The sequence below is a fragment of the Desulfosporosinus cupriresistens genome (assembly GCF_001707885.1).
Taxonomy (GTDB): domain Bacteria; phylum Bacillota; class Desulfitobacteriia; order Desulfitobacteriales; family Desulfitobacteriaceae; genus Desulfosporosinus.
Map to the genome: position 1 here is coordinate 1 of NZ_MASS01000098.1, position 7,566 is coordinate 7,566.

Here is a 7,566-nt window from a genome sequence, read left to right on the forward strand (position 1 = left end):
AAAAGGTCAATACGCTAGGTAAGTGGCTCAAATTCATTCGACAAAGACTAGACTAACGACTCTGTGCAGTTTTGAGAGAGCAATGTTTGAAAAAACAGTGAGATCTCAGACATCTGGTGATCATGCCGGAGGGGTTCCACCCGTTCCCATACCGAACACGGAAGTTAAGACCTTCAGGGCCGATGATACTTGGGGCGCAAGCCCCTGGCAAAGTAGGTCATCGCCAGGTAACAAGCAAGAGACTATCTCTAACGAGGTAGTCTCTTTGTGTTCCTTATAAGCTATGAATAGAAGCGACTGGGGCTGGGGTTCCACCCGTTCGGGATCCACACTGCAGGAGAATTTGTTTCGGGACGCAGTGTGGCGATAAGCTCGTCCGCTTATCGTTACATTGCTGGAGTATGCGTTACGAGTCGCAGTGTGGCGAAAAGCTCGTCCGCTTATCGTTACATTGCTGGAGTATGCGTTACGAGTCGCAGTGTGGCGAAAAGCTCGTCCGCTTATCGTTACATTGCTGGAGTATGCGTTACGAGTCGCAGTGTGGCGAAAAGCTCGTCCGCTTATCGTTACATTGCTGGAGTATGCGTTACGAGTCGCAGTGTGGCGAAAAGCTCGTCCGCTTATCGTCACATTGCTGGAGTATGTATTATGAGCCGCAGTGTGGTGAAAACCTCGCCTTCGCCACGAAGTATTTTTTTAGGTTTGGTGGTTCGGCGATAGTGTCTACGACCACTATCATGCCTTTCGTAGACGAACATGGAAGTTATGGACTTCAGACGACGATGAATACCTGGGTGCAAGCGCTAAAAAACGTAGGTCATAACCTAGGAAAGAGTTAGCAGTAAACAACGTTTCCTGGAGTATGGTTAATCTTCAAATGCCTTCAGATTATTGGACAATTCCTAAATAATCTTCAATGGCCGTGAATAAAAATAGTTTAAAAAAAGTTTAAATTTGAATACAGTTCTGATTAACACCATCTATAGTTGAATTTAATCTGAGAATATTCGCCAGATTAAGTTGATAATCTACAATAAATGTAGTATTTTTCAGAGGATTTGTGATAAACTGTAATCAATAATGGAGGGATACTCTAGGATGGAAAACATTAATCATGAACCATTGGCATTGGAGGAACCTGAAAAAAATCTTATTAGAGAATATGGGACAGTAGTTAATTACTCCAAAGGACAAATAATTTTTTCCGCTGGTGATACGGCTGACCGGATATATCTGATAGAAAAAGGTTTTGTGAAGATTTATCGTATTACTACGGATGGTAGAAGAGTTACGGTTGGAAGTATGAGAAGTCCAGGGCAGCTAATGGGTCTGGCTGAAACTTTATATCATGGGGAGCGTACATGCTTTGCAGGTGCGATTAACAATGTGACGTTGGTAGTTGTACGTAAAAGTTGTTTTGAAAGATTGCTAATGAGGCATCCGCTTATTGCCATTAAGGTGGCTACAACTTTGGGTGTAAGAATGCGAGAAGCTGAAGCTATTATCCAGGAAATGGTTTGTTGGCAGGTGCCGGGTAGGCTAGCAATGTTACTTCTTAAAATGTCTGAACGTGCAGGAGTAGAAACGGATACAGGCACGAAAATCACTTTACGTTTAACTCATGAAGAGATAGCTTGTATGATCGGTACGTCAAGACAAACGGTCACTTCATTGCTTAATATGTTCAAGCAGGAAAACAGTATATCGATTGAGGAACGAGAAATGATTATCCTCGACATCGAAAAGTTAAATAAGTGGATTGTTTAGAGAGGCTAGCAGGTGATGCTAGTCTCTTGAATTCTTTAGAGAGCAAAGAATTGTCGATTTGAATATCATACATGTACAATTAATAATGCCATCTAGACGACAATAATTGCGTATTTACAATGACATTAATAACGTCATAAGTTTGACATAAATAAGTATTAGGATTTGTTATTCTTTTATTAAAGAATAGTGGGAGTGAATTACGTCTTTAGCGAATCCAATGTGAGCGTAATTCAGAAATCCTAGAGTGAGGATTTAGTAGAGTCGAATGCAAATACATCCATGAAGGGAGGCATAATAAGGATTCAGAATTGTTTCTTCTAAAATGTTTGCAAGTGAGGCGTTTCCTATGATAAAAGTTTCTAAACTATTGAAACTCCTAAATAACCTCCACACAAAAAAAATCCAGCATTTTAAGGAGCGTTACCAGGAATTAGATGATCTTTCAAATGTGGCAGTTGAGATAGGTGATGCAGCGGCCTACAAATCCCTTCAGACGGAAATGAAAGAAGTATTCTTTGATTATTTAACAGTTGTAGTAGTAGACTCGGTTTACAAATTAGTTCCACACGTTCTTATAATTTGGATAATCAGCTTAAAATGGCAAAGCATTACTGTTCCAATACTAAACTGGCAAGTAAATATTCTGGGGGCATACCTAGTCTCATATCTGATATATAATATTGGACAATTACTTGCAACCCCAATCAAGTCTAGGCTATCCAAATTAGGTTTTGGTTTTATCAGGTCATCTGTTACAAATAAAATTTGAAAATGGAGGAAGATTTTATGCATTTCGCATTAGCTGGTGTAGATGCTAATCCCATCGGTTTGCTTCTTTGGGGAATCTTTGTTGGTTATGTTTTTACATCAGTAGGAGCAGCCGGCGGCATTTTAGCAGGCGTTGGTCATATGAGCATTTTTGGACTTAAAAAGGCAAATATGGTTAAGCCGATGAATCAGATTTTAACCCTTGTTAGTCCTATCGTTGGGACTCCCTTATATCTCCGTGAGAAACGAATTGTAGTACCTACCGCCGTTGCTTTAGGATTAGGTGGTATTGTAGGTGCAATGATTGGATCTACTCTCTCGTCCTCTTTTTTAACAGAGATGAAGAACTTTCAACCCTACTTTGGTTTCTTTACCTTAGCCATTTCGTTGCGTCTTTTCTATGAGTGCACAGCAAAATTTATAGATGGTCAAAAGGGTGTAAAAGCTGCCAATAATCTATTTGCGGCTAAGGTTAAAGAACTTAAGGCCTCGGGCAAGATGAGTGAAATTAAAGAAATCGGTGTGAACTTTAGCAAAATTGGTATTCAAAACACCTTTACTTTTGCTGGTCAAGAATTTAAGTATAGCGCCGTAACCGTCTTTTTTACAGGTCTTATTGTTGCAGTTATTTCTGCCTCTCTTGGTGTTGGCGGTGGTTTCTTACTGGTTCCCTTTATGACCAGTGTGATGGGATTCCCAATGTATATTGTGGCTGGAACTTCCGTGCTTTCTATCCTAGTATCATCTTCGACCAGTATTCTCAACTATATTTCTATGGGTAGTCATGTGGACGTTAAGTTTCTAGCGATAGAACTGATTGGTGTTGCAATTGGTACTGTAGTAGCAGCCCGCGTATCTAAGTACGTTAATGCTCGTTATATGAAAATTTTTCTTTCTATTATCCTGTTCTACATTGGTCTGAAATATATGCTGCCCCTAGTTGGCATTAATATCTAATCTTAAGTCTGATTTATTGTAATCAATAATAGGGGGTTCTCAAAATGAAATGTGCGTCTTGTAAAATGAAGACTAAAAACATGTGTGATAAAGAGGGTTTTGATTGCACTGGGGGCAAGTACACGCTAGATGAATGTCTCGATGAATCAAACAAACTCTTTCACCGTCTAAGTGGTTGTTTTCAAGCTGAATATGGTAATAACTTGAGCCGTCTGGATGAAGTGATTATGTTTGCGAAGAAAATGGGTTATAAGAAAATAGGCATGGCTTTCTGTATAGGCTTGGTTGATGAAGCTGCAATTCTTGAAAAGATTTTGTCTCAACATTTTGAGGTATATTCTACTTGTTGTAAAATTGGCGGACTTAAAAAAGAGGATTATGAAATACCGAAAGTAAAAGAGGATAAAATAGAAATCGTTTGTGATCCAATTCTTCAAGCCAAAGTACTAAATAATGATCAAACAGAACTTAACTTGGCAGTAGGTTTATGTGTTGGTCATGATATGTTATTCAATAAATACTCAGAGGCGCCGGTCACTACCTATGCAGTTAAAGATCGAAGTTTAGGTCATAACCCTTTGGCAGTTTGCTATTCTAGCTATCTGCGTAAGAAATATATGAATAAAAAATATGAATAGCAGATAACTTAAAGAAATAACCCTGCCTTTTAAGGTGGGGTTATTTTTCTCGGAATGAGGAACACCACGCATGTAATAAAGCGATAATTATATTTGTAGACTGGTAATTAAAACGGGTACCACGTCCGCAAAGGAATTTCGCATTCTCTAACATACAGTACTCAGATAATACATCAATGGTACTAGCAGATGCCATACAATAAATAATAGTTATGGAGACAGACTTAAATGGTATACGTCACATTCGTTGCAATGGATGGGACAACAGGAGTTACTTATGAGGTGCGATATAGAACACCAAGTTAAGACAATTGTGCATAGTAATAACATAAGCAGCAATTAAACTGACGGCTAAATTCAAGTATTGTAATACATACAATACTTGAACTTGAGAACCCTCCTTTTTGTCGTTTGACGTAGTCCAGGATCTGTTATAAATAATGATGTTACTATATTTGAACAGTAGAGTTGCATAGCTACATGGCTTTTGTCAACAAAAAGATGTGTCTAGGAATATGCTTAAATTTAACCTTATTGGTGTATACATCCAGACTCATCTGACAACTAAGGTCCAAAGGGGCATTGGCCCAAGAGTAGTTCTTTTCCACATTTTTACACGATTTATTTTTATAGAATCGGTTGAAACAGTTGCATAAATGTGGATTGCGTAGTATTCTTGTCCTGCATATTTATCTCCTTATGATTAGAGATTTGGGCAAGAACTACCCTAACTCTAATTATAAGGATTTTTTATTGATTTTACAGGAACAATCAGAGATAACAGGCATTATTAAGAGATTTTCTTCGCTTTTCACCCAATTTGGCAGTTGACATTTTGCTAATGCTTTTATGCAACGCTAACCTATATAATGTTGTAAAGCTTTTGGCGTGTGCTCACCAGGGACTATAGAAAGTACCAAATATACGCTTGTCTTATAGATATTCATGTATTATAATATTTTTTGGACGCAAACTATGAATCTAACAACAATATTGTCTATTCATGTAAGACGTGGTCTCTGTCCATAATATTTACTGAAAGACTTTGGATGAAGACTATTGCTTGGTCGTACCTTCTAGTTGAAATAGATCCTCAACTGGATGTGCATAAGTGAGGTAGTAAACGTGCTCAGAACCTTCTTACTGCCATTCCAAATATACTAAAGTTCCAATTTACTAAACTCATAAGGCCAAAAATAAATTTATGAAAAAAGGTTGACATTTTAACATCATTCAGCTATACTAAAAAAGTTCTCAAAACGTGGCCCGTTGGTCAAGCGGTCTAAGACACCGCCCTTTCACGGCGGTTACACGGGTTCGAATCCCGTACGGGTCACCAACAATATCTTGGGTGATTAGCTCAGTTGGTAGAGCGCCTGCCTTACAAGCAGGATGTCGGCAGTTCGACCCTGTCATCGCCCACCAATAAATAATGGCCCCGTGGTGTAGTGGTTAACATGCCTGCCTGTCACGCAGGAGATCGTCGGTTCAAGTCCGATCGGGGTCGCCATACAAATATTGTTTCAAAGTGGGTAGGTGGCCGAGTGGTTAAAGGCGACAGACTGTAAATCTGTTCCGCGAGGTACGATGGTTCGAATCCATCCCTGCCCACCAATTCAGAAGTCCAAGGTTTAATGTAACAAGAAATCATATTATAAAAACGTCGCGGGGTGGAGCAGCGGTAGCTCGTCGGGCTCATAACCCGAAGGTCGTCGGTTCAAATCCGGCCCCCGCAACCAAGGTATTGGGTCCTTAGGCAACCGCCTAGGCTTAATATATAGATTGGGGTGTCGCCAAGCGGTAAGGCACCAGACTTTGACTCTGGCATTCGTAGGTTCGAATCCTCCCACCCCAGCCATAACGGGCCATTAGCTCAGTCGGCTAGAGCACCTGACTTTTAATCAGGGTGTCCCGCGTTCGAGTCGCGGATGGCCCACCAAGAAATTGCGGGTGTAACTCAGTGGTAGAGTGTCACCTTGCCAAGGTGAAAGTCGCGAGTCCGAATCTCGTCACCCGCTCCAAAAAAATATGCGCTCGTAGCCCAGCTGGATAGAGCGTCTGACTACGAATCAGAAGGCCGGGAGTTCGAATCTCTCCGAGCGCACCAAAAAATTAAAACTCGCCGTTGTAGCTCAGTTGGTAGAGCGTATCCTTGGTAAGGATAAGGTCACCGGTTCAATCCCGGTCAATGGCTCCATCAATGCGGGAGTGGCGTAACTGGCAGACGCGCACGTTTGAGGGGCGTGTGGGTAACACCGTACGGGTTCAAGTCCCGTCTTCCGCACCAAATAAGAAAGTCTTGGAGAAGTACTCAAGTGGCTGAAGAGGACGGTTTGCTAAACCGTTAGGGTGGGTAACTGCCGCGAGGGTTCAAATCCCTCCTTCTCCGCCAAATACATTCCTCGATAGCTCAATGGTGGAGCAACCGGCTGTTAACCGGTAGGTTGTAGGTTCGAGTCCTACTCGGGGAGCCATGGCAGGGTAGCCAAGTCGGTCTAAGGCAAGCGGTTCATACCCGCTCATGCGAGGGTTCGAATCCCCCCCCTGCTACCATATGCGGGTGTAGCTCAATGGTAGAGCACTAGCCTTCCAAGCTAGCTACGTGAGTTCGATTCTCATCACCCGCTCCATAAAAAAATTACCGCACTACAAAGTGCGGTTTTTCTATGTTAAAAGCTTGTTCGAAATCCTAAAAAACTTTATCTCGTGCTTGGATCAAAACGCACTGATTGTGAATTAAAGTGATCCCATGTGCTTCGGCGTTACGGATAGCTTCTTCACTTTCGCTACCAGGTTGCAACCATATTCTGTTGATTCCAAGCTCGATACAATCTTTGATAACTTGTTCAGTGATTTTAGGTGGCACGATAATGCTCACTGCATCAGGTTTTGTCGGTAATGCGGCTAATGAAGGATAGCAGCGGTCCCCGTCAATGCTCTCGAGTTTGGGATTAATTGCATAAACAGAGTAACCTGCTTTTTTGAGTTTAATGTACACCCTATAACCATATTTTTCTGAGTTACTAGACACACCGACCACAGCCCAATTTTTATGACTTAATAGCTCCGTTATATCACCTAGCATACAAAATCCTCCTCTTCCAGTTTATACTATAATAAGTTTAAAGCAAACCCTCTCGGATAGCAACTCATGATTAATGCATTTCCTTTCGTTCATTGAAAGGAAATCTACTGGATATAGAGAAACTGGCCAACGAAGGTGACCACCTAAGTTGTACCGATACCATCAGAAATTAATATTTTCTGATTGGTAAAATAAAGGTTGACGACGTTCGGACAAGTGTGGTATATTTTATAACGTTGCTGGTCACATTAATAACTGATACACATTGCAAACATCTTGCAAATCAAATTTAATAGTTGACAGAAAAGCAATATAATGATATTATGGTTAAGCGTCGAAAGACGTGTT

At 40.9% G+C, this 7,566-nt stretch carries 7 protein-coding genes, 15 tRNA genes and 1 rRNA gene; 22 read left to right on the top strand and 1 reads right to left on the bottom strand.

What is annotated here, in order from left to right; genetic code table 11:
* Positions 1–112 precede the first annotated feature (112 nt).
* From rrf to DSBG_RS20975, 22 genes are all read left to right on the top strand, one after another.
* A 5S ribosomal RNA gene (gene rrf, locus DSBG_RS20875) occupies positions 113–229 on the top strand.
* A gap of 189 nt (positions 230–418) precedes the next feature.
* Positions 419–652, top strand: a complete 234-nt coding sequence (locus DSBG_RS22700; protein ID WP_141694397.1) for a hypothetical protein — start codon at positions 419–421, stop codon at positions 650–652.
* Positions 642–839 carry a hypothetical protein gene (locus tag DSBG_RS20880; RefSeq protein WP_068966861.1) on the top strand — a complete coding sequence of 66 codons (198 nt, stop codon included), beginning with the start codon at positions 642–644 and terminating at the stop codon, positions 837–839. Before DSBG_RS22700 ends, DSBG_RS20880 begins: the two co-directional genes overlap by 11 nt.
* Before the next feature lie 259 nt (positions 840–1,098).
* Positions 1,099–1,767 carry a Crp/Fnr family transcriptional regulator gene (locus DSBG_RS20885; protein WP_068966863.1) on the top strand — a complete coding sequence of 223 codons (669 nt, stop codon included), beginning with the start codon at positions 1,099–1,101 and terminating at the stop codon, positions 1,765–1,767.
* A gap of 325 nt (positions 1,768–2,092) precedes the next feature.
* Entirely contained in the window at positions 2,093–2,539 is a 447-nt protein-coding gene (locus DSBG_RS20890) for a hypothetical protein (protein WP_068966866.1), read from the top strand.
* A 17-nt stretch (positions 2,540–2,556) separates the two neighbouring features.
* Positions 2,557–3,495 carry a sulfite exporter TauE/SafE family protein gene (locus DSBG_RS20895; RefSeq protein WP_068966868.1) on the top strand — a complete coding sequence of 313 codons (939 nt, stop codon included), beginning with the start codon at positions 2,557–2,559 and terminating at the stop codon, positions 3,493–3,495.
* Positions 3,496–3,539: 44 nt separating this feature from the next.
* Positions 3,540–4,133 (top strand): DUF1847 domain-containing protein, encoded by a 594-nt coding sequence (locus DSBG_RS20900; RefSeq protein ID WP_068966870.1) that lies wholly within the window; start codon positions 3,540–3,542, stop codon positions 4,131–4,133.
* 1,263 nt (positions 4,134–5,396) lie between these two features.
* Positions 5,397–5,472, top strand: a tRNA-Glu gene (locus tag DSBG_RS20905).
* Positions 5,473–5,482: 10 nt separating this feature from the next.
* Positions 5,483–5,558: transfer RNA gene (locus DSBG_RS20910), tRNA-Val, on the top strand.
* A 9-nt stretch (positions 5,559–5,567) separates the two neighbouring features.
* Positions 5,568–5,643 (top strand) — tRNA-Asp (locus DSBG_RS20915).
* A 20-nt stretch (positions 5,644–5,663) separates the two neighbouring features.
* Positions 5,664–5,747, top strand: a tRNA-Tyr gene (locus DSBG_RS20920).
* A 50-nt stretch (positions 5,748–5,797) separates the two neighbouring features.
* Positions 5,798–5,872, top strand: a tRNA-Met gene (locus DSBG_RS20925).
* Between the two features lie 44 nt (positions 5,873–5,916).
* A tRNA-Gln gene (locus tag DSBG_RS20930) sits at positions 5,917–5,991 on the top strand.
* A gap of 4 nt (positions 5,992–5,995) precedes the next feature.
* Positions 5,996–6,072 (top strand) — tRNA-Lys (locus DSBG_RS20935).
* Positions 6,073–6,079: 7 nt separating this feature from the next.
* Positions 6,080–6,154, top strand: a tRNA-Gly gene (locus DSBG_RS20940).
* Between the two features lie 9 nt (positions 6,155–6,163).
* Positions 6,164–6,240 (top strand) — tRNA-Arg (locus DSBG_RS20945).
* 14 nt (positions 6,241–6,254) lie between these two features.
* Positions 6,255–6,330, top strand: a tRNA-Thr gene (locus tag DSBG_RS20950).
* A 5-nt stretch (positions 6,331–6,335) separates the two neighbouring features.
* Positions 6,336–6,420, top strand: a tRNA-Leu gene (locus DSBG_RS20955).
* A 14-nt stretch (positions 6,421–6,434) separates the two neighbouring features.
* Positions 6,435–6,525: transfer RNA gene (locus DSBG_RS20960), tRNA-Ser, on the top strand.
* Positions 6,526–6,532: 7 nt separating this feature from the next.
* Positions 6,533–6,607, top strand: a tRNA-Asn gene (locus tag DSBG_RS20965).
* A gap of 1 nt (position 6,608) precedes the next feature.
* Positions 6,609–6,686, top strand: a tRNA-Met gene (locus DSBG_RS20970).
* Positions 6,687–6,689: 3 nt separating this feature from the next.
* Positions 6,690–6,763, top strand: a tRNA-Gly gene (locus DSBG_RS20975).
* A gap of 59 nt (positions 6,764–6,822) precedes the next feature.
* Here DSBG_RS20975 and DSBG_RS20980 read toward each other — a convergent pair.
* Positions 6,823–7,218 carry a CoA-binding protein gene (locus tag DSBG_RS20980; RefSeq protein WP_068966872.1) on the bottom strand — a complete coding sequence of 132 codons (396 nt, stop codon included), beginning with the start codon at positions 7,216–7,218 and terminating at the stop codon, positions 6,823–6,825.
* Positions 7,219–7,566 lie beyond the last annotated feature (348 nt).